A 21,829-nucleotide genomic window follows, 5' to 3' on the forward strand; every position below is an offset into this window, starting at 1 on the left:
TCCCTTCTCTTAGTAAGCCATGACGGGTGTTTTTACACGGAATGACTGAAATGCACCCTTTGGCTCGGATGGATAAACTTCTTTACCGGCCAATTGATTGATGATAATAGAATTTCGGAATGCTCCTAAGCCTAGATCCGGAGCACCCACACCATGTGTGTGCATCTCGCCATTTTGAATAAAAAGGTGATTCGGTGTAGGGATGGCCGTTCCTACCCGATAGTCTTTCGTTATGGTAAGGCGCCCCAAGTCATCGCGGACTAAATGGTCCTCCATGGTTTCAAGGAATGCCGGAAGGGTTGATTTATAGCCCGTCCCAAAAACGACCGCCTCTGTATCCACATCAAATTCGCTATCTTCTACCCACTGTCGGCATTTCAATTCCCAGCCATTTTCAGCAGGGGTAACCGCCGCAACTTCCGTCATGGCCCGAAGTTCAATGGACAGTTCGGCATTTCCAATCGATTTTTCATACATCTTGTCAAAAATTGCTGCGATTGTAGTGGCGCTGATGCCTTTATACAATAAATCCTGTTTCGGCAGGATTTCATCCTTCTTTTCCTGCGGCAGCCGATAAAAGAAATCAAGGTAATCCGGCGTGAAGTATTCCAACCCGAGTTTTGAATATTCCATAGGGAAAAATCCCTTGGATCTTGTATACCAGTTTAGCTGGTAGCCATTTTCCTCCTGCTCATTAAGCAGATCCAGAAAGACCTCAGCTGCACTCTGTCCAGATCCGACAACCGTTACGGATTTTTTCTTTAAGACATTTTCTTTATTCCGTAAATAATCGGCCGAATGCAGGATGCTCTCCCCCAAATATGGCTGAAAGGCCGATGGAATAGTCGGGGCGCTGCCAATTCCCATGACTACATGCCGGCTATAATAGACTTCGATCTTTTGTGATTGTGCATCCCTTACACTGATTTGATAGCAGGGTTCATCTTGATCCCCTATATATTCAACCGCCTCCACCGCTTTTCCAAAACGGCAGCTATCAAGTTGGCGGGCAGCCCAGCGGCAATAATCGTTATATTCTTTTCGTGGAATCAAGAATTTTTCAAGGAAGTAGAAATGATAAAGCCGATCATGCTGCTGTAAATAATTCAGGTAACTATATGGGCTTGTCACATCTGCCATGCTAACCAGATCGGCAAAGAAAGGTACTTGCAGAGTTGTCCCTTCCAACAGCATCCCTTCATGCCAATTAAATTCACGCTTTTTCTCAAAAAAGACGGCATTCAGCTCCGGGGTTTTCTCCAAAAGGGCCGCAAGTCCAAGATTAAAGGGACCTATCCCTATCCCTACCAGGTCATAGATAGATTGTTGCTTCTCCATAGTTCCACTTCCTCTCGAAATTCTCCCGTGTACATGACATTAGCAATGCTGTTTTGTCTGGGAGCTTAATCTCTTTAATTGGGGTAAACCCGCACTTTTCAAATAAATGAATCATCTTTGCATTTCTAATATCCGGTTCAGCCATCACTTTGTTTGTTGTTGAAGTCAGTAGTTGGAATTTCACCATTTCACGTAAAAACGGCAAAGCCAGTCCTTTTCCTAGATAATCCGGATCACCAATGAGTAAATGAATGCCTTGATCTCCCTCTTCGGATTCATAATAATCTTCGATGATATCGCCTTTTACCCAATACGATTCCCAATAGCTCATGGGAATGGAGTCCAGACAGCCTAAATAGAGTGTTTGGTGTGTGTCAGCCAATGCCTTTTTTAAATGAACGGCGAACTTTTCTTTTGTGAAATTCAAATTCCAGTAGGGAATCACATGATCTTCATGCATCCATTTATGCAATGTATCCAAATCCCTCTCAAATTCAACTTTGACAAATGAAAGCTGTTGATTACGGTCCTTCAGCATTTCTTCATAACTATTTTTCATGGACGGCCATAACCCCCTGCGCGAACGGATTATCAATTGTTGTATAAACGGATTGTGTCTCAAGTGAACCAACAAGCTCATCCATATCATGGAATCTTGTCAGTAAATTAGCCTTACACGATAATTCCCGGGCATGAAGCAACTTTGAAACAACTCGATTCACCCCTTCATCTTCGCTTTCCGTGCTGCATGTATCCAGCTGTTCCTGAACGAGCTGTAACAGTTTATTCTCTGACACTAATCCTTCCGTACCAAAATTATTGATTAAGCCTAATAAGTGATTAAAGAAGAAATAGTATTGCAGTCTTTCTTCAGCGACTTCATCAGAACAAATCGTGAAGCTTTTTTCACTTAGTTCAGGCAAGAACTTCAGCAGCCTGTCCACTTTGGATTCACAATAGTAATACCCTTGATTATCACGATAATAAAAAGTGGCTGGATAACCATCTTGAAGTTGAATGATGGAATTTTGTTGATGGGCTTCCAAAACAATTCCATACTCTTCAAAAAGCCAAAGCATCGGTTTTAATGTCATTGACAGATAGGTTTTGAACCAATCCTTACTTACTTCTTCGGTACTGCGGTTTTCTTCAGCTGATAATTTGCGGATGATCGCTCCAAGCCTTGATGGTGCACCATAGGCATTATCCTGACATAATCCGGCAATCAGGCTCGCTTGTTTATCGTTTTCATAAAAAGGGTTTTCCCGGATATCGACATCGAATCCCGATTCTTGCTCGCCTGTTTTGATCGTTAGGTAAGCAGGGTCCTTGATGATACGGAAGGAGGGGTGCCGTTCTTTTAAATCGTCGCCCACTTTAGAATCTATTAATTTAGCAATTTCCACACCACGATCTAATTCTTTTTGCAAATTTGCACGTAAGGAATTCGTGATTTTAACCGGAACCGAAAATTTGTACATATATCTTGATGTGGCACTATATACCGTTCTAAATGAAGAGGTGGCCGTGAATTTTTTCCCAAGCGGTCCAGCATAAACTAGTGATCCTTGCTCGATCAGCCTCTTGACCTCTTCTTTTTCGATAAGCACTTTTGCCTGGAGCGGGTGTGCCGGGATGATGATAAATTTGCTTTCCTTTTGGCAATACGTTCGACGGAATTCACTGGAAATCTCCAAGTCACCGGCTAATTCCTGTTTAATGATCTCACTTGCCGATTGGGCATCACTGGAATCCTGGATGACAATCGAAGGCTCTGCCAGGAAGTAGTGCAGCTGAAACTCCCCTTTTAATTCAGGTGAATAGATCCATTCTTCTTTTTCGGAAATGCCCTGCTTGCTTTTCGGTGTCGGGTGGAACAGGTGTCCGAACAAAAGCGACTGCTCTGCTTCGATATAGGTGAAATCAGGACTTTGAAGTGCATCAACATCTTCCGACCTTGCTTCAACATACCGTTGAATATTTTGGCTGCTTAGGATGACACGCAGCATCAATTCATCTTCACTATCCGTCCGGCCCTGCTCATTCAATAATTCTTTAGAAATGATCGAGACCAATGTCACGTAATCTAATTCATGTACTTGCTTGGATGCCGTTTGATAGTAAATCGGGAAGTTGAAAATATGACGCCCCGTTTCCGACCAATATGTAAGCGGAACAAGCAATGCAATATCTTGGGACATGAGCTTACTGACCATTAATGAATCCGAAATGGATCCTTCTAATTTCGGCCAGTTTTTCGTTTCTTCTAAACTGCCATTTCCGGTTTCCCGGAAATAACAATTCAGAAAGCTTTGCATTGTCGCCCTTTCAGCTATTTGCTTACCATTCATATTCATTCCTCCATTATCTTGAACATTTCACCCAATACTCGGATTTCGTCTAAAATTCCCTCTATGTGTTCAAGGCTTGTCATTGGATTCAATAGTGTCATTTTTAAATATACCTGTCCGTCAAAACGCGTTTTTGCCAAAAATGCCCGCCCGCTTTTCAATAATTCTTGCTGAATCTGCTTATTTAATAGATTTACTAACGGATCACTTTCTCCCTCAGGACTATAACGGAATACAACCGCATTCAATTCAGGTTCTTTATTTAATACTGTGAACCCTTTCTCCTTGTCGATCTTCGCTGCCACTTCACGTGCAAGATGACAAGTATAGTCGATCATTTCAGCAAAGGTATCCAGTCCAACGACCTTCAATGACATCCAGAGTTTCAATGCGTCGAACCTTCTCGTCGTTTGAACCGATTTGTTGACTAAATGAACCATGCCCTCGGCTTCATCTTCCTGAGGATTCAAGTAATCGGCGTGATGCTGGATATATTGAAATGAGTTGCTGTCAGAGACAAGAAAAGCACCACAACTGATGGGTTGATAGAATAATTTGTGAAAATCAACCGTAATCGAGTCGGCCCGTTCAATTCCACTGATTAACTCTTTGTAATCGTTACTTAAAATCATCGCGCCTCCATATGCGGCGTCCACATGCAGCCATATCCCATTTTCCCTTGCAGCTTCCGACAATTCGTGTAATGGATCGATTGAACCAAAATCCGTTGTTCCACAAGTTGCAACGATGGCAAATGGCAGTAGACCCTGTTCCTCTAAAATCGACATTTGATGATTTAATTCAGCTATGGACAGACGGTGATTTGAATCCGTTTTAATCGTGACTACAGCCTGTTCACCAAGCCCCAGCTGTGCCGCTGATTTACGGACTGTAAAGTGGGCAGCCTCGGAGCATAAGATCCGCAATTTTTTCGCCTCGACTGGCAAGCCTTGCTGCTGAACATCCACACCCCAGACACGCTTACAATAAGCATCCCTCGCCAATAGCAGTCCCATATAATTAGATTGGGTTCCGCCGCTTGTGAAAATCCCATCCGCTTGTTCAGGTAACCCCACCTGGCTGCACAGCCAATCTATTAAACGCTCTTCAACGAAGGTGGCCGCCGAGCTTTGGTCCCATGAATCCATGGATTGATTCAACGTACCTATAATCATTTCGGCAGCCACGGCAGGTATTAATGTCGGGCAATGCAAATGTCCGATACAAGTGGGGCTGTGAACATTGATGCTGTCGTTAATAACAAACTCTGCCAGCTCATCCGCTACCGCTTCCATTGTCTTCCCTTTTAGAGAAGCAAGGGACAGTTCGTTTAATCTTGCCTCGATTTCATACGGTTTTTTCCCAGAGTATGGTGAATCGTTGCCTTTTAAAAAGTCAGTCAGCTTTTTTTCAATGATTTTTAATGACTGGCTGTAGTTATTGAAGCCCTCTTCGTTATTCAAGAACAATTGAGAATAAGCAAAATCCGTTTTATTCATCATTTCGATCATTGATCATTCACCCTCTTGCAACAGCTGCACGAACAGCTTGTTCAAAAATTGCAGTGGCTTCGCGAAGCTGGGATTCTGATACGATCAATGGAGGTAAGAACCTCACTACACTTCCATGTCTGCCGCCTACTTCCAGTATCAATCCTCTTTGAAAGCACTCCTGTTGAATGGCACTGGCAAGCTGCGAATTAGCGGGATGGCTTCCATTCGCATTTTGCGGTTCTTCATGATTGATCATTTCCACACCGACCATTAATCCCCGGCCCCTGACATCACCGATCTGCTTAATATCTTTTTGCAAATCTTTAAGAATATCCATTAAGATATCTCCCATTTTAGCGGCATGCTCCACAAGGTTCGTCTCTTTCATGTATTTTAAAGTAGCCGTTCCTGCTGCCATCGCCATTTGATTTCCGCGGAACGTACCGATATGTGCACCTGGTGACCATAGGTCCAGCTCTTTGTTATAAATCACCACCGATAATGGAAGACTTCCGCCTATTGCTTTGGATAGTACAAGAACATCCGGAACGATTCCTGCATGTTCAAATGCAAACATTTTCCCTGTACGGCCGATACCTGATTGAACTTCGTCGATAATTAGCGGAATGCCCTTCTCTTTCGTTATTCTCCTGATTTCCTTAAGCCATGGTATTGGAGCTGGAATGGAACCTCCCTCGCCTTGCACTGCCTCCAAAATCATTCCTGCAGGTGCTAATAATCCTGATTCGGGATCGTTCAATAGATTTTCAATATACTGGCTGCTGATTTTATGGCTTTCTTCTCCGCCTATTCCAAAGGGACAGCGATATTGGTAGGGATACGGCAGGAATTGTACATCCGGCATTAGCCCTTGTATTTTTTCTTTTGGTTTTGTATTGCCGCTGATTGACATCGTTGCATGCGTTGCCCCGTGGTAAGCTCCTTGGAAGGATAAAATGCTTCTGTTACCTGTCGCTGTTTTTACCAGTTTAAGTGCTGCCTCAATGGCGTCTCCACCAGTAGGACCACAGAATTGAATTTTTGCATTTTTCCTGAATTCTTCAGTCAGGCATTCAAAAATTTCATCGACGAACTGCTCTTTGATCGGCGTCGTAAAGTCCAATGTATGTAAAGGACGTTTATCCTTAAGAACTTTTTCCATTGCTTCAAGCACAGCCGGATGATTGTGTCCAAGCGCTAATGTTCCAGCCCCGGCAAGAAAATCAATATATCGTTTTCCATCCATGTCTGTTAGGTAAATTCCCTCCGCTTGATCGATTGCCATGGGTAATCTTCTAGGATAAGATCGTGCATTTGATTCTCTTGTATTTTGTTGTTCCAATAGTTGATCATTTTTTGTAAGCATATTCGTTACCATAGTGAACCTCCATGTATTGAATTAATTGAGAATAATTATCATTATCATGGACCTTATTCTAATGATAATGATAATTATTCTCAATGAGTAAATTCACTCATTTTTCTTCTAGTAAATTCCAATAAAATTAAGAAAAGGTTAAAACTGGGGCCTATTCTCTATTTGTCTATTGAATATAAAAATGTTGTTAAGGTTTTATTAAGATTCTGTTAATAAGCTGAATGCAGTCAAAAATCAAGGAAAAGGAGGAACAACAATGAATGGTTTAAAGGGAAGGCGGGAACTCAAACATGCAATTACCAAAGCGGATTGTCATTTATTAAGAAAAAATCTGCAAAACTTCATGAGGCTGGATCCGCATGGGCTGGATGGGAAATATTTAATTCGAAGTGTCTATTTCGATAACTTTGACAATAAAATCCTGCGGCAAAAAACAGAGGGATTCTATCACAGGGATAAGTTCAGGGCCAGACTTTATGATCATAATACCGATTTCATCAATCTAGAAAAAAAGAGTAAGCGGAATAACCTTACCTATAAACAGAAGTGCAGGCTTTCTGCTAGAGAATACGAACGGATCCGTTCTGGGGATATAGATTGGATGTCCGGGGATTCAAGGGATATACTCAGGGACTTATACGTTCAAATGACCCTTTTCCAAATCAAGCCGACAACCGTCGTTGACTATGATAGGGAGGTATTCATCTATGAGTATGGAAATGTGCGGGTCACCTTTGACAGTCATGTGAAAACGAGCTATCGGGATACGGATTTCCTGAATCCCGAATTAATCATGGTTGATGCTTTAGACCCAAATTGCGTCATCCTGGAAATAAAGTTTGACGAATTTCTTCCCGATATCATCAAACAATTGTTATCCATCATCGATACTAGAAAAACAGCTTTTTCAAAATACCAACTAAGCAGAAGATACGGCTGATTGCAGCAAACACATAATATTTGGAGGAATAGTAAATGGATACGACGACAACCAGCACCACTTTTAATGATATTTTCAAATCAAGCTTTTTGGACAAGACCGAGAGCTTTTCAATCATTGACTCCCTAATTGGATTACTGTTGGCATTTGCCATCGGATTGTTCATTTACGTCATTTATAAGAAGACCTTTTCCGGTGTGATGTACTCACACAATTTCAATATTTCCCTCATCATCATGACAATGGCCACGGCTTTGATTATCATGGGCATATCGACAAATATCGTCATCTCCCTTGGTATGGTCGGTGCCCTCTCCATCGTACGATTCAGAACGCCCATCAAAGATCCCATGGACTTGGTCTTCCTATTCTGGGCAGCGGCATCCGGGATTTTATGCGGGGCAGGACTAATTCCGCTGGTTATCATAGGTGCCATTTTAATAGGTATTGTGATGCTCATATTTGCCAATCGGATCACTGTTGAAAATCCATTTTTATTAATCATTAAATATTCAGATGCATCAATTGAAAAAACGTTAGAAGAAATGATATCCAACAAGGTGAAAAAACATTCCGTCAAATCGAAATCCGTCATGGCGGATAATAACCTCGAAGTGACATATGAAATTCGATTAAAAGATAACAATGCGGAATTCATTAATCAAGTCAAGGATATGAACAGCGTTCACTCTGCCATCATGTTAAGTTATGATGGCAACTTCACAGCTTAAGATAGATGGCGGACATAAAAATCCATGCCCACCCCTCTATATAAGACTACAGGAGGAAGGAGCCAAGGCATGTTAAAAACAAGATATGTAGTAGCGACCATTGGTTTATTGATGATGATTTTTATAGCAGTGCTATTTTTCCTTCCCAATCTTCAAGTTGAAAAAGCCACTAAAGGAAATACTTATACAGAATCTGTATTTGATCAAAGTAAGGTGACAACCGTTGATATAACATTGGCTGATGAGGATTTGGATTCCATCCTGGAAAACCCCACTGAAAAGGAGATCGTAAATGCCGATGTAACGATAGATGGGGAGACGGTTAAAAACGTGGGATTTCGTACCAAGGGAAACCTTTCCTTGAATTCCGTTGTTCAAATGGGAGATTCCGATCGTTACAGCTGGAAGCTAGACTTTGATTATTATCAGGAAGATCAAGATTTACACGGCCTGAAGAAGTTGGCCCTAAACAATAATTACAGTGACCCAACCTATATGAGAGAATACCTTTCCTATGAATTAATGGACAAGATGGGCATAGCGACTCCTGGACATTCCTATATGTACTTGACCATCAACGGAAAGGAATGGGGCCTTTATCTAGGGGTGGAAGCTATAGAAGAAACCTTTCTAAACACCAACTTCACTGATGGCACAGGCGATCTCTATTATCCGGATGGTACGGGAAGCGATTTAAAGTGGATCAGTGAAGACATTGATGACTACACAGGATTAAACTTGAAAACAAACGATAATTCGGACCAATCCGCCATGATCAAAATGCTTGATAGCATCAATAATGGCGGGAATCTGGAGGAAGTCCTGGATGTCGATGAAATGCTGCGCTATTTCGCAGCCAATACTGCCCTTGTCAACCTCGATCACTATCAAGGAGATAAAAAGCACAATTACTACCTGTATGAAGAGAACGGGGTCTTTTCGATATTGCCTTGGGACTATAATATGTCATTTGGCGGTTATTCCGGAGGCGGCGGGCGACTGGCGGGCGACCCTGATCAAGCAACCGCTGACCAAAAAGATGGAACGGCTGCTGAGGGTAACGCCGATACTGCTAAGCAGGATGACAAGGAAATCCTTGGAGAGGCACCGAATATGAACGGTGGCGGAATGATGGATATGAGTTCAAATTTCATGAATGAAAGTAATATCAACTTCAGCATTACCGAGCCTGTTTCAGGTACGACCCTAGAAGAGCGCCCTTTATTGAATGCCCTGCTTTCCAACGACGAGTACCGTGAAAAATATTATGATGATCTAAATGACATTGCCACAGATTTTTTCTCTGAAGAAAATATGACAGCAATGACCACTGAAATTTCTAAATTGATCACACCATATGTGAAAAAGGACCCGACCAAGTTTTATACAATGGACGAGTATACAGAAGCAACTTCAGGCGAGGAAACCCTGGTTGACTTCGCTGTCAAACGTGCCGAATCAATCTTGGCACAGCTTTCAGGAGACCTGGTCGTGGAAGCCGAGACAGAAAGCAGTATGGGCGGCGGAGCTCCAAATATCGGCGATGACGCAAATGCAGGTCAGCGACCACCAAACATGGGCGGCGAGAATGGGGCGGCGATGCAGCCTCCTGACATGGACCGGGGCGGGAATGGTGCACCTCCTGGTATAACCGGGAACATGGCCCAAAAGGGGGCAGGTAACAGCAGCTCCTCAAAGGATACGATCATTCTATCTTCCATGCTTCTAATCTTATTATTAGGTGCAATGGCTTTCGCCCACTTCTTTAAACGGAGAGGTAAAAAAGGATAATAGACTATCCCCCTCAATACGAAAAAGGTATTTCAAAATATTCAGGATACCTTAGTTTGTAGGCAAAAGAGGTTCTATCTAAATTTTATAAAAAAGTGCGAGACTCCTGCGGGAAAGGCTCCCGGACCGCCCGTAAAAAGCGAGTTCCTAGAGGGGTAATCAACGGTCAAATTGTAAAAGCGATAAAAAAACTGTGGGCAAACTTGATTTTCATCGAGTTTAACTACAGTCTGAGGTATCCCCATTTAATCGGGATGCCTTTTTTATTGATGCAGCCTATGCCTTTTCCGGGCTATTCCTGCACATTTGAATTATTTTTAGCTGCTAATCAATATAAAATACCCTTATTTGGTATAAAATAGTAAAATAGAGGGAGGTAGATGAACCTCTATCCTGAGGATTGTTCACTTGTTTATCATTTGATTTTAGTGGGTAAAGATTTCCATTATTACTTTATCCGATCGCATTAGTTTCACTTTTGTTAAAAACAGGTCGGTGTCAGGGGGGGAACGGATGAAAAGAAATCATACGATGATGCAATTTTTTGAGTGGCATCTAGAGGCAGATGGTTCTCATTGGGAAAGATTGAAATATGCGGCCTCCAAGTTGAAGGACATAGGAATTGACTGCGTTTGGCTTCCGCCAGTCACCAAAGGGCAATCCGTTGGGGATAATGGATATGGAATATATGACGGTTACGATTTGGGGGAATTTGACCAAAAAGGAACCGTTCGTACCAAATACGGGACCAAAGATGAATTGCTGCAAGCAATAGCCACCTGTCATAACTATGGACTTTGCGTTTATATCGATTTAGTCATGAACCATAAGGCAGGAGCTGACGGAACCGAAAAATTCGAGGTGATTGAAGTCAATCCAGACAACCGTATGGAAGATATCTCAGAACCATTCGAAATGGAAGGCTGGACAAAATTCGATTTTCCGGGACGTAAAAATAAATACTCTGACTTTAAGTGGAACCATACTCATTTCAATGGTACAGACTATGATGCCGAAAACGACAAAATGGGCGTATATCGAATCACAGGCGAAAATAAGCACTGGAATAAGCATGTCATCGATGAATTCGGGAACTATGATTATTTAATGTTTGCCAACATCGATTACAGCCTGCCGGAAGTTCGTCAGGAAATGATTAGCTGGGGAAAATGGATGGTTGATACGTTAAAGTGTGATGGTTTTCGTTTGGACGCCGTTAAACATATCGATTATGAATTCATCAATGAATTTCTCCAAGAACTCATCCCTTATACAAAGGAACATTTTTTCATGGTCGGCGAATTCTGGAAGGCAGATGTTAAAGCCTGTCAAACATACTTAGAGCAAACCAATCATGACCTCAACTTGTTCGATGTTTCCCTGCATTATAAATTTCATGAGGCTTCAAACGCAGGAACAGACTTCGACCTCTCAACCATCTTTGATGATACCCTCGTCCAAACCAATCCAGCAGAGGCTGTCACTTTTGTCGATAACCATGACTCCCAGCCTCATGAATCACTGGAGTCTTGGGTAAAGGACTGGTTCAAGCCATCGGCATATGCACTTACCTTGCTTAGACTTTGCGGTTATCCATGTGTCTTTTACGGGGACTATTATGGAATCGGCGGACCTTCTCCGGTGCCTGGGAAAAAGGAGATTCTGGATCGACTATTATATGCTAGGTATGAAAAAGCTTACGGAGAACAGACCGACTACTTTGATGATCCAAATACGATAGGCTGGGTCCGGCACGGAGTTGAAGAGCTAGAAGGCTCGGGGTGTGCGGTCATTATCTCTAATGGAGATCACAACAGTGAAAAAAGGATGTTCGTCGGTGAACATCGGGCTGGTGAAATCTGGAGTGATTTAACTTGTCATAGAGATGACCACATTACCATTGAAGAAGATGGATTCGCGACATTCCCCGTTCACGGGAAAAGCGTATCCGTATGGGCCTTGAATAATCCACTCTAAAAAGAGATAGCAAGGAACGGCATGTCTTTTGCAGATATGCCGTTCTTTGCTGATGACATCAACCTAAAAAATTTGAAAAAAGATAATTTTTCCATTCCAGCTAATCATGGTAAGATAAGGGAAAAAGGAGTTGAAGGAAAAGTGAAAAATGAAATCATTGAAAGATTCACTTCTTATGTGAAAGTGGATACCCAATCGAATGAAGAAAATCCCTCATGCCCCTCTACACCCGGACAGTTGACCTTGGCAAATGCATTGGTCAAGGAACTTCAATCCATTGGGATGAAGGATGTGACAATTGATGGGAACGGCTATGTCATGGCAACCTTGCCGGCCAATTCAAATAAGGATGTCCCGACAATCGGTTTCTTGGCGCATGTCGATACAGCAACGGATTTCACTGGAAAAGATGTAAAACCGCAAATCGTTGACAACTATGATGGCAAAGATCTTACATTACATGAAAAATTGGATGTCATTCTTTCACCTGATGATTTTCCTTCGCTTAGGAACTATAAAGGGCATACCTTGATTACAACGGATGGGACAACCCTGTTGGGAGCTGATAATAAGGCTGGAATTGCCGAAATCATGACTGCCATGGATTATTTGATCCAGCATCCGGAAATCAAGCATGGAAAAATCCGTGTTGCTTTTACTCCCGATGAGGAGATCGGAAGGGGACCCCATAAGTTTGATGTAGATGCCTTTGATGCCCAATTTGCCTACACCGTGGACGGCGGCCCACTTGGAGAACTTGAATATGAGAGCTTCAATGCAGCATCAGCCAAAATCCTGATCAAAGGGACGAATATTCACCCTGGTACGGCTAAAGGAAAAATGGTGAACTCGGCGAAAATCGCCATGGAATTGCATGATTTGCTCCCAGCAGCAGAAGCACCGGAATATACGGAGGGCTACGAAGGATTTTATCATCTGCTTTCGTTTCACGGTGATGTGGAAGAGACCAAGCTTTCTTACATCATCAGGGATTTCAATCGCCAAAAATTCAATGAACGCAAGGAATATATAACGAAAGTAATCGAGGATTTAAAAGAAAAGTATGGTCAAAACCGGATCGAGCTTGAATTACACGACCAATACTTCAACATGAAGGAAAAAATTGAGCCCGTGAAGGAAATCGTGGATATTGCCCATGAAGCAATGGAGAAACTCGATATAAAACCAAAAACCTCACCAATACGAGGTGGTACGGATGGTTCCCAATTATCGTATATGGGCCTGCCTACACCCAACATCTTTACGGGCGGGGAGAACTTTCATGGCAAATATGAATTTATTTCCGTTGATAATATGATACTGGCCACTAAGGTGATCGTTGGCATTGCATCACTTTTCGAAGAAAAAGCAAAGTAGCTTGTTACGAAATATCTATTAAAAACCCCCTGACTTCAAGTCTAGGGGTTTTTAAATATGATATTAAGCGCGTTTCCAGTGCCTGTGCTTGGCAATTGCCTCGATAAAGGCAGAACCACTATTTTTATCCGTAACAGCTACGATGCCTGAGGCTGGATCATTGGAAACGATGCCTGCCTTCGATAAGATCTCGGCTCCTTCTTTTCCCGCACCAATCGCTTTGAAATGATTGTAGGCTTCATCAACAAAGTATATGGGTTCCTTGGATGCCTTTAGGGCATCTACACTCTCCTGGCCTCCTGCCACATATACAGCATCGAAAAGTACCGAATCGGCTGTCAGGAATGTCTGATTCACCTCGGCCTGCTGTCCTTCAGAACTTGTAATCACCCCGCGATTTATGCTGATGATTTCAGCGGTTATCCCTTCAGATTTAAATGATTCCAAGACTTGATTGACCTCCAGCCCGTTGAAACCATCTGCAGCCAAGATCGCCACTTTCCTTGTTGCCGCCGTATTCACTTTCATTTGCTCCTGGCTTAAAGCCGGAGAAGCCAAGTCCATTTTAACCTCACTTTTGTTGACTGGAGGCTTCACGCCCACTCCCTTAGCGATCGTTTTAGCCAGTTCGACATCCACATTGCTGAACATCTCGACGATTTGCTGCTGAACGTCCTTATTTTTCACTTTCCCCACTTCAAAGTGGAAAGCCTGAATAATATGCTCCTTCTCCACTTCCGTCATGCTATTCCAAAATAGTTTAGCCTGGCTGTAATGATCCTTGAAGCTTTCACTGCGCTGCCGGACCTTCCTGCCATCGACTTTTTCCTGGTAATGTGCATAGCCGCCTTCCTCTTCTGAAGCAGGTTCAGGAGAGTTGCCTGCAAGGGAATTTTTGTGGTAGCTGACCGGCCCTGGATTTATTGACATGCGGTGCATGCCATCGCGTTGATTATTATGAACGGGGGCAACTGCCCTATTAATCGGAAGCTCATGGAAATTCGGTCCTCCCAACCGGGATAGCTGCGTATCGGTGTATGAGAATAAACGTCCCTGGAGCAGCGGATCATTTGAAAAGTCAATTCCCGGCACAACATGCCCCGGATGGAATGCTATCTGTTCCGTCTCTGCAAAAAAGTTATCCGTATTTTGGTTCAAAACCATTTTCCCGATTATTTTCACCGGGATTTGTTCTTCCGGCCATAGTTTAGTAGGATCGAGGATATCAAAGTCGAATTTGAATTCATCTTCTTCTTTGATCATTTGCACGCCAAATTCAAATTCAGGATAATTTCCTGTATCTATCGCTTCCCACAGATCTTGGCGATGAAAATCAGGATTCTTCCCTGCAATTTTCTGTGCCTCATCCCAGACAAGGGATTTAACTCCCAGTACAGGCTTCCAATGGAATTTAACGAAATGGGCCACACCCTGCTCATTTACAAAACGGAATGTGTGGACACCAAACCCTTCCATCATCCGGAAACTTCTCGGTATGGCCCTATCGGATAGATGCCACATGACCATATGTGCCGTTTCTTCATTGTTGGCGACGAAGTCCCAAAAAGTATCATGGGCAGACGCGGCCTGAGGTATTTCATTATGAGGCTCCGGTTTAACCGCATGAATTAAATCCGGAAACTTAATGGCATCCTGGATAAAAAATACCGGAATATTATTTCCGACCAAATCATAGTTTCCTTCCTCCGTATAAAACTTTGTAGAGAATCCCCTTACATCACGGACCGAGTCGGCCGATCCGCGGGAACCTGCCACCGTGGAGTAGCGAACGAATACTGGTGTCTTGACTGAAGGGTCTTGAAGAAACTTGGCTTTTGTATATTCGGTCATCGGTTCATATACCTGAAAATATCCATGTGCTCCAGATCCACGCGCATGGACAATCCGTTCGGGAATACGCTCATGGTCAAAATGAGTCATTTTTTCACGAAAATGAAAATCCTCCATCAAAGTTGGCCCCCGGGTTCCCGCTTTCAAAGAATGCTCATCCTCAGAAACACGCAAACCTTGGTTAGTCGTCATCTTTTTCCCATTATCGTCCACTCGATATTGATCCAGCTGCCGCTGCTTACTTTGCTCATCGATTCTTCCGCTTTCATTTGCTTTTGTCATCCCACTTTTTCCCCTCCGTGTGTAAGAATTCAGATTAAATCGTGTTGTATGTATTTATTTGATTTGAAATAACTGCGTTATCCTTCCTCATATACCACTCTATTTTGACGGTTAAACAGAATTTAGAGAAAGATTCTTAACGGTGTAGGTCTGCCTGGGGTAGGTCGAATTATGTCTGAGATAGGTCGAATTCTTCAAGACATAGGTCGAATTATGTCTGAGATAGGTCGAATTCTTTAAGACATAGGTCGAATTATTCCCGTCCCCAGTTTTGAAACAATGGGGATCGGAAGAAAAACATATAAAAAAGAAGCGGGAAGAACGATTTTCGCTCTTACCGCTCCTTACATTCAACATCTTTAGTTCTTAAAGGCCTCTGAAACCTTCAAAAGCTTGCCTTTTACTTTCGTATTTTTCATCACTTTCAAGACAAGCGGTCCCTTTTCATTCAATATTTCCACATAAGAAACATTATCCTGGATCGTAATGATCCCGATGTCCTCTGCATTCACTCCATCAATCTTAGCGATGGTTCCGACAAAATCCACAGCCCTGAGTTTCTTTTTCTTGCCGCCATTAAAATACAGCTTCATGATTTGTTTATTCAATTGTTCACTTTTATCTTTTTTGATCTTTGGACGAGCTTCCAGTTTCGCTTCGAATTCCATTTTTTTATTGGAGACTTCCTCTTTTGAAGGGACAGGCATCTTAGAGATTTCAAAACCGATATATCCTTGGATTTCAGCAAGGAATTTGTCTTCGTACGGCGTCACAAAAGTAATGGCCTTTCCTTTTTTACCGGCACGTCCCGTTCTTCCAGTCCGATGTACGTAACTTTCCTTTTCCAATGGCAGGTCATAGTTAATCACATGGGTTATATTGTCGATGTCAATTCCACGTGCAGCAACATCTGTCGCAACCAAATAGCGGAATTCACCTCTTCTGAATTCATTCATCACTGCAAGGCGATCTTCCTGAAGCATGCCGCCGTGAATCATATCACACGGATATTCCAGTTCCAGCAGCTGTTCACATACTTGGTCCACCCTATCTTTCGTCCGGCAGAAAATGATGCAGCTATCGGGGTTTTCCGTGATGGTGACATCTCTAAGCAGGGAAAACTTATCATCTTCCTTCACTTCAATAAGAGCATGTTCAATTTTCTCCGTCGTTAATCCCTTTGCTTTGATTTCAATATCCAAAGGATCTTTCATATATTGCTTGCATAGCTTTTTTATACTCTCAGGTAACGTAGCAGAGAACAGCATGGTTACTCTATCTTTCGGAAGCTCTTTAATAATGGCTTCCACTTGTTCAATGAAGCCCATATTCAGCATTTCATCCGCTTCATCAATAACTAAATGAGTTAAGCGTTCCAAGGCGAATGTCCCTTTTTCGATATGATCCAGAACACGTCCCGGGGTTCCAACGACTACATGGCTTTTTTGTTTCAGTTCCGCTTTTTGCAGTGCGAATGGATGTTTTCCATAAACCGCAGTAGCCTTTATCCTCTTAAATCTGCCAATATTCGTAATATCCTCTTTAACCTGCACGGCAAGCTCACGTGTCGGAGTTAAAATAAGCGCCTGAGGCTTATTTTCCTCCCAATCGACCATTTCGCAAATCGGTATGCCGAATGAAGCAGTCTTGCCGCTTCCCGTTTGCGATTTAACGACAAGATCACGCTTTTTCAGCGCCACTGGAATCACTTCACGCTGTACCTCGGTTGGATGTTGATATCCCAAGCTTTCTAATGCCCTTACAATTTCATCGCTTAATGTATAGTCAGTAAAACTCAATTCATTCATATAACAGCCTCTTTTGTTGTTTAGTATGTTGCCTTATTGTTTCCATAATCGTAATTTCCTTATACAGAGTACTATTATACGCGAAATGCATCGATAAACCTTGTAATAACCAAATTCAATTGCCTTTTTTCACTATAATGAAACATCCGTCTTCTTTAAAACAAGGGTCATCTGGATATCATGATCTGAGTTAATCAAAATGGACCCTGCTTCTTTCCATATGCTAAAATATGTATGAAATTGCGGAAAATAGGGTGTAGATTCTAAACCGAAGTCCAAAAGGAGAGCTGATTTATGATAATCGTAACGAATAGAATCAGAGTCAAAAAAGGGATGGGTGCAGTCATGGCCCCAGGATTTACTGCACCAGGTCCACTTGATACTATGGAAGGCTTCGTAAAAGTTGAAGTTCTATTAACGCAGAATTTGTCGGAATACGATGAACTGAGCGTTAATATGTACTGGGAAAACCTTGATAACTTTACTGCTTGGAGAAATAGCGATGCGTTCAAAGCTGCACATAAACGGCCTGAACCAGGTTCCGGAGAAGCAAAAAAAGAATCACCAATCTTAGGCAGCGAGCTTACAACGTATGAAGTCGCCTCGGTAAAGGAAATAGCTAAATAATGAAATGCACGACAAAAGAGGCCGCAAAATATGCGACCTCTTTTTGTTTTATCTTAATGAATTTACTTAGCTTCAGCCTTCTTGATTTGTTTGCTTCTAAGCTGACCGCAAGCCGCATCAATATCCGTTCCATGCTCTTGGCGGATTTTACAATTTACGCCTCTCTTTTTCAGCGTATCATAAAACGAGAGAACGGACTCTTTTTCACTTCTTTGGTATTGACTATGCTCATCTACAGGATTGTATGGAATCAGATTGACATATAGCCGATGTTTTTTGTCCTCAAGAAGATTGGCGAGTTGCTCTGCTTCTTCTTGGTGGTCATTGACATCTTTCAATAGGATATATTCAATCGTAATTCTCCTATTCGTTTTCTCTAAATAATAATCAAGAGATTTCATCAATTTTTCTATCGGGATAGCGCGATTTATTTTCATGATCCGTGTCCTGAGTTCATTGTTCGGCGCATGCAATGAGATGGCCAGATTCACCTGTAATTGGGTATCGGTGAATTCATAAATCTTATTGGCAAGACCGCTCGTCGAAACAGTAATGCGCCTGGCAGCGATGGCAAGACCCTTATGGTCCATGAGCACCTTCAAAAAGTCTATCATATTTTCAAAGTTATCGAATGGTTCACCAATACCCATTACAACTACATGGCTTACAACATCCCCTTGTTCCAATTTATCCAGATGCAGTTGAACGTTCATGATTTGTTCCACTATTTCGCCGCTGGATAAATCACGGCTTTTGGCCAATAATCCGCTGGCACAGAAACTGCAGCCAATATTGCAGCCCACTTGGGTGGTGACACAAACCGAGATTCCGTATTTATGCCTCATCATGACGGTTTCGATAAGGTTTCCATCCTGTAATTTAAACAGAAACTTGATCGTGCCATCCGCTGATTCTTGCTTAACGTGCTCAGTCAAAGTTTGGATGACAAAGTGCTCTTCAAGTAATTTTAGGCACTCTTTATTAACATCCGTCATTTCAGAGAAATTCGTCACACGTGTTCTATAAAGCCACTCCCAGACTTGGGAAGCTCTGAATTTTTTATGGCCATGGTCCGAAAGCCATGATGTCAATTGTTCGAATGTTAAACCATAAATGGACTCTTTATTCATTCGTTACCCTCTTTTCATTACATTAAAATTTAAGATGTTAACCCATTAACCTTACGGGGAATTCCCCCGGAATTAGTTCCATCATTTATGATATGGTTCATTTCTATTTATCCGAAAAGCCCGATATATTTGCTCCACTAGAACCAGTTTCATTAATTGATGCGGAAAGGTCATTTTCGAGAAGGAAAGGGCATAATCACTTCTTGATAATACCTCAGTGCCAAGCCCAAGGGACCCGCCAATAATAAAGGCAATTTTGCTCTTTCCATAGGTGGCAAGCTGATCCAAATGAGTGGCCAGCTGTTCTGAAGTAAGCTGTTTTCCATTGATCTCAAGCGTTATTACGTAGGTGTCCGGGCTGACTTTCGCCAGGATTCGTTCACCCTCCTTTTGCTTTACAATGTCCATGTCCGCTGCACTCAGGTTCTCCGGGGCTTTTTCATCCGGTACTTCGACAAGTTCTATATTAGCATAGGCGCTTAACCTTTTTGTATATTCAGCAATTCCTTGCTTTAAGTATTTTTCCTTTAGCTTGCCAACAGTTATAATCGTTATTTTCATATATATCCTCTAGCTTTCATTAATGTTTTTACTATCAATTGTTGGATTTGCCTACCTATTATCATACCTTACAGTGACCTATAAGCAAAACAAGCATATCCTTTCCAATTTTTCAAAAATAAAAACCGCTGCCACTGAAAGCGGCAACGGTAACTTTCATTATTTTTTAATGTATATTGAAGAATTTAGGCTGGACTTAGTTCAGATTCGATATAGAATGATGGTTGGTTATTCGTCGAACCAAAAGTTTGATCTAAACAATTCAACCGTCCAGTTTATTCTTCGGAAAATGTTAAGAACAGGTTACAAACATGTTATCCACAAAAGTTATCCACATATCCACAAAAACTATCCACATCTTGTATGGGAATATTAGTTCCCTACTAGATATATTGCCACGTTTCGACAATATTCACAGGTTGTTGATAACTGATTTTCTTCAGAAACCAGCGTTAAAACAGGATAGGTTTCACATTCGTATACCACTTCATCCAGCGCCATGTCCACGTGTTCCTGACAGCAATATAATTTCATCTTTCATATCTCCTTTCCCATTCATTATTCCCAGTACTTCCATTCCCAATTATCCACAGGCTACTTGAGATTCTAAATTTCAGTATATATCCACAGGTAATCGTAACAAAAAATAAGAAAAGCGCAAGGAAATAGAAAGGACAGGAGGCAGTTTCTGCCCCCTGTCCTTTTAAATTTCGCTGCTTGAAAGCGTGACTTCCGTAGTTTCTTTCTTTCCATCACGGTAATAAGTGATTTTAACTTTATCACCGACTTGTTTTTCATTGTAAAGGTATTTTCTTAGTTCCACGACATCATGGATTTTTTCATTATCCATTCCAACTACGACGTCAAATTCCTTCAATCCTGCTTTGGATGCTGGAGAGTTGCTTTGAACGCCTGTTATTGCAACGCCAGAAGTAACTTTCCTTGGCAGCTTTAATGTATTTTGTTGATGGTATTGGGAAATTTCTTCTACAGATGCCAAGTTCACACCCAAGAAAGCACGTTTCACTTCACCAAATTCCTCTATATCATTAATAATCGGGATAACTGAATCGATTGGGATCGAAAGTCCGATTCCTTCCACTGCATTTTCTGCAATTTTCATCGAATTTATTCCGATGACCTGCCCTGACATATTAACGAGTGCACCCCCGCTGTTACCTGGATTAATCGCGGCATCGGTCTGAATGACCTCCGCATTCCAATCCACTTGGCCGTCCTCATTGATATCGACCTCTATCGTGCGCTCCAAACCGGAGATGATTCCTTGTGTGATCGATCCAGAGAATTGAAGGCCTAGTGGGTTACCAATGGCAATTACAGGCTCACCAGGTTTCAATTTGTCGGATTTTCCGAATTCTGCAATGGTTTTGATTTTATCACCATTCACGACAATGACGGCTAAATCTGTCCATGGATCACTGCCTTGTAGTTCAGCTGGCAATTTAGTGCCATCACTTAATGTCACTTCCAGTTCATTAGCTCCTTCAATGACGTGATTATTCGTGACGATATAGGCCTTGCCGCCATCTTTTTTGTAGACGACTCCCGAACCTGTGCCGGCTTCTGCCGAACTGTCATCGGCGTTGCTCCCTTGACCCCAGAAGTTCGTTTCCTGAATGTTGGTGATGCCGACCACTGCGTCGCTGGCTTTATCGACGGCATTGGTGACGGCACTTGTTACATCAACCGTAAGGTTTTGCTGAGCCTGCTCCGTGGACTCACTTCCCGTTGATTTTTCCGTTGTAATTTCGTTATCATCATTATTTAACAGTCCACTTCCCGGAAAGGCTAATAAAATAAGTAAGGCCCCGATAATGGCGCCCCCCAAGCCTGCTAGAAAATAGCTCGTATGGCTCTTTTTCCGTTTATTTTGGTTCTCATCATTCTGATCATAATAACCCAAGACCGCCCCATCCTCTCATTTTAGGAATGAATTATAGCCATTCTATTGTTTGGTATCCTCCCTCAATTATACTCAATTACCGAATTTTTTCTAAAAAAATGCATGCTTTTATTTAAGGGAAAACTTAAAATTGACTAATGTACAGCCATTTTTCTTTTACCTATACAGTTCTAACCAAACGATACCCCTTTTAATCCGATTCGTAACTTACGAATCGAAATTTTTAAAAATAAAAAGGAATGGACAAGGTATCCCTCATCCATTCCTTTT

The 21,829-nt window shown here is 42.1% G+C and carries 17 protein-coding genes; 6 read left to right on the forward strand and 11 right to left on the reverse strand.

What is annotated here, in order from left to right; genetic code table 11:
• Positions 1 to 9 precede the first annotated feature (9 nt).
• From MPH60_RS21010 to MPH60_RS21030, 5 genes are read right to left on the reverse strand one after another with little or no spacing between them, the layout of a single operon-like run.
• On the reverse strand, positions 10 to 1,338 hold the full coding sequence (locus MPH60_RS21010; RefSeq protein WP_241589460.1) for a lysine N(6)-hydroxylase/L-ornithine N(5)-oxygenase family protein: 1,329 nt from the start codon (positions 1,336 to 1,338) through the stop codon (positions 10 to 12).
• Positions 1,313 to 1,897, reverse strand: coding sequence for a GNAT family N-acetyltransferase (locus MPH60_RS21015; RefSeq protein WP_241589459.1), 585 nt, complete (start codon positions 1,895 to 1,897; stop codon positions 1,313 to 1,315). Before MPH60_RS21015 ends, MPH60_RS21010 begins: the two co-directional genes overlap by 26 nt.
• Positions 1,887 to 3,689, reverse strand: a complete 1,803-nt coding sequence (locus tag MPH60_RS21020) for an IucA/IucC family protein (RefSeq protein ID WP_241589458.1) — start codon at positions 3,687 to 3,689, stop codon at positions 1,887 to 1,889. The genes MPH60_RS21015 and MPH60_RS21020 overlap by 11 nt, the downstream gene beginning before the upstream one ends.
• Before the next feature lie 2 nt (positions 3,690 to 3,691).
• On the reverse strand, positions 3,692 to 5,200 hold the full coding sequence (locus MPH60_RS21025) for a pyridoxal phosphate-dependent decarboxylase family protein (RefSeq protein WP_241589457.1): 1,509 nt from the start codon (positions 5,198 to 5,200) through the stop codon (positions 3,692 to 3,694).
• 7 nt (positions 5,201 to 5,207) lie between these two features.
• Positions 5,208 to 6,560, reverse strand: a complete 1,353-nt coding sequence (locus tag MPH60_RS21030; protein ID WP_241589456.1) for an aspartate aminotransferase family protein — start codon at positions 6,558 to 6,560, stop codon at positions 5,208 to 5,210.
• Positions 6,561 to 6,816: 256 nt separating this feature from the next.
• Here MPH60_RS21030 and MPH60_RS21035 point away from each other — a divergent pair, with 256 nt between their 5' ends.
• From MPH60_RS21035 to pepT, 5 genes are all read left to right on the forward strand, one after another.
• Positions 6,817 to 7,500, forward strand: coding sequence for a polyphosphate polymerase domain-containing protein (locus tag MPH60_RS21035; protein WP_241589455.1), 684 nt, complete (start codon positions 6,817 to 6,819; stop codon positions 7,498 to 7,500).
• A gap of 35 nt (positions 7,501 to 7,535) precedes the next feature.
• Positions 7,536 to 8,231, forward strand: coding sequence for a DUF4956 domain-containing protein (locus MPH60_RS21040; protein WP_241589454.1), 696 nt, complete (start codon positions 7,536 to 7,538; stop codon positions 8,229 to 8,231).
• 69 nt (positions 8,232 to 8,300) lie between these two features.
• A complete protein-coding gene (locus MPH60_RS21045; protein ID WP_241589453.1) occupies positions 8,301 to 10,022 on the forward strand; it encodes a CotH kinase family protein in 1,722 nt (573 codons plus the stop codon).
• A 513-nt stretch (positions 10,023 to 10,535) separates the two neighbouring features.
• Positions 10,536 to 11,999: an alpha-amylase gene (locus MPH60_RS21050; RefSeq protein WP_241589452.1), complete on the forward strand. Its 1,464-nt coding sequence runs from the start codon at positions 10,536 to 10,538 to the stop codon at positions 11,997 to 11,999.
• A gap of 141 nt (positions 12,000 to 12,140) precedes the next feature.
• On the forward strand, positions 12,141 to 13,376 hold the full coding sequence (gene pepT / locus MPH60_RS21055; protein WP_241589668.1) for a peptidase T: 1,236 nt from the start codon (positions 12,141 to 12,143) through the stop codon (positions 13,374 to 13,376).
• 63 nt (positions 13,377 to 13,439) lie between these two features.
• Here pepT and MPH60_RS21060 read toward each other — a convergent pair whose 3' ends face one another.
• Positions 13,440 to 15,509, reverse strand: coding sequence for a catalase (locus MPH60_RS21060; protein ID WP_241589451.1), 2,070 nt, complete (start codon positions 15,507 to 15,509; stop codon positions 13,440 to 13,442).
• 359 nt (positions 15,510 to 15,868) lie between these two features.
• Positions 15,869 to 17,317, reverse strand: coding sequence for a DEAD/DEAH box helicase (locus MPH60_RS21065; protein WP_241589450.1), 1,449 nt, complete (start codon positions 17,315 to 17,317; stop codon positions 15,869 to 15,871).
• A gap of 294 nt (positions 17,318 to 17,611) precedes the next feature.
• Here MPH60_RS21065 and MPH60_RS21070 point away from each other — a divergent pair, with 294 nt between their 5' ends.
• On the forward strand, positions 17,612 to 17,944 hold the full coding sequence (locus tag MPH60_RS21070) for a heme oxygenase (RefSeq protein ID WP_241589449.1): 333 nt from the start codon (positions 17,612 to 17,614) through the stop codon (positions 17,942 to 17,944).
• A 62-nt stretch (positions 17,945 to 18,006) separates the two neighbouring features.
• Here the strand turns inward: MPH60_RS21070 and rlmN are convergent, their stop codons facing one another.
• The 4 genes from rlmN to MPH60_RS21090 all read right to left on the reverse strand — a co-directional run bounded on the left by rlmN (position 18,007) and on the right by MPH60_RS21090 (position 21,559).
• Positions 18,007 to 19,074 (reverse strand): 23S rRNA (adenine(2503)-C(2))-methyltransferase RlmN, encoded by a 1,068-nt coding sequence (gene rlmN, locus MPH60_RS21075; protein ID WP_241589448.1) that lies wholly within the window; start codon positions 19,072 to 19,074, stop codon positions 18,007 to 18,009.
• Between the two features lie 81 nt (positions 19,075 to 19,155).
• Positions 19,156 to 19,635, reverse strand: coding sequence for a 23S rRNA (pseudouridine(1915)-N(3))-methyltransferase RlmH (rlmH, locus tag MPH60_RS21080; RefSeq protein ID WP_098370309.1), 480 nt, complete (start codon positions 19,633 to 19,635; stop codon positions 19,156 to 19,158).
• Between the two features lie 372 nt (positions 19,636 to 20,007).
• The gene (locus tag MPH60_RS21085) at positions 20,008 to 20,169 is read right to left on the reverse strand and encodes a CxxH/CxxC protein (protein ID WP_101223962.1); all 162 of its coding nucleotides are present in this window, start codon (positions 20,167 to 20,169) and stop codon (positions 20,008 to 20,010) included.
• Positions 20,170 to 20,338: 169 nt separating this feature from the next.
• Positions 20,339 to 21,559, reverse strand: coding sequence for a S1C family serine protease (locus MPH60_RS21090; RefSeq protein ID WP_241589447.1), 1,221 nt, complete (start codon positions 21,557 to 21,559; stop codon positions 20,339 to 20,341).
• Positions 21,560 to 21,829: the final 270 nt, after the last annotated feature.

Source organism: Peribacillus sp. Aquil_B1 (genome assembly GCF_022603275.1).
Taxonomy (GTDB): Bacteria; Bacillota; Bacilli; order Bacillales; family DSM-1321; genus Peribacillus.